This window comes from Fulvivirga kasyanovii (genome assembly GCF_009711405.1).
GTDB lineage: Bacteria > Bacteroidota > Bacteroidia > Cytophagales > Cyclobacteriaceae > Fulvivirga > Fulvivirga kasyanovii.
The window spans coordinates 1-790 of record NZ_SMLW01000561.1 but is presented as its reverse complement, the minus strand read 5'-3'; the positions used below and the strand labels follow the sequence as shown (position 1 = coordinate 790).

The 790-nt window shown below is 37.7% G+C and carries 1 protein-coding gene; it reads left to right on the top strand.

What is annotated here, in order from left to right; genetic code table 11:
* Window positions 1-199 precede the first annotated feature (199 nt).
* Window positions 200-622, top strand: a complete 423-nt coding sequence (locus E1163_RS14080) for a hypothetical protein (protein ID WP_155172870.1) — start codon at window positions 200-202, stop codon at window positions 620-622.
* Window positions 623-790: the final 168 nt, after the last annotated feature.

Sequence of the window (790 nt, the reverse complement as noted above, 5' to 3'; positions counted from 1 at the left end):
TTCCGAAGGCTTTCGAGAAACGACAAAGCAATCCCCTCATTATGTGCAGTAAACTGAATTCGAGGTACTAAATTGGTTCGCGCTCCGAAGTGGGGGATCATTTCGTCGTGCCTCCTCATGATGACGGTCCTTAAAGACAACAATCCGGAGATATTTTTATATCTTACTTTTGAAAGTAATAATATCAATCGAAGCAATTATGAAGCACTTGTACTCAATCATTTGTTCTATTATAATCATTTTTGCCTCGTGTAGTAATAAAGATCATCTAAGTAGTTTTATTGATGAAGACCACATAGTATTCAATGAAAAAATAACTAAAGCCGCAGAGGATCATCTGGATTGGGTATATGATCCCGTCTCCATAGTAAGAACATTATTTCCCTTTCACAAAACAGAGGGTAAATCGAGGCTGATCATTGAACAGGTTATGGATTCTCAAGATTTTACCACCATAATCTTGACACACGAAGGTATTCTTGACGATTCTGTCTCAGGAGAAAAAAGAATCATTGAATTAAAAAGGATAAATGGCCAATGGAAAATAATCAGCATCAAACTGGGTTTTAAGTGCTGGGAAAACAGGGGGCATACCTATTACTCCGGGGAATTATGTAGCTGAGGGAATGGAACTCACCATGGAGTTTGACAGGTAATTGATATTTTGTATTGGGATTTGAGTATTGAGTAATTGAGAAGTGGAATTTGAATGATCATACTACCTAGCTAGACCACTGCTCACCGCTTAGCTTATGCAAAAAACTGAGTTAGATACTTCGCAAGCTTAGTA

What these genes read in the sequence shown, in the direction of transcription:
- E1163_RS14080 (WP_155172870.1), top strand. Translation starts at nt 200, where the DNA reads ATGAAGCACTTGTACTCAATCATTTGTTCTATTATAATCATTTTTGCC.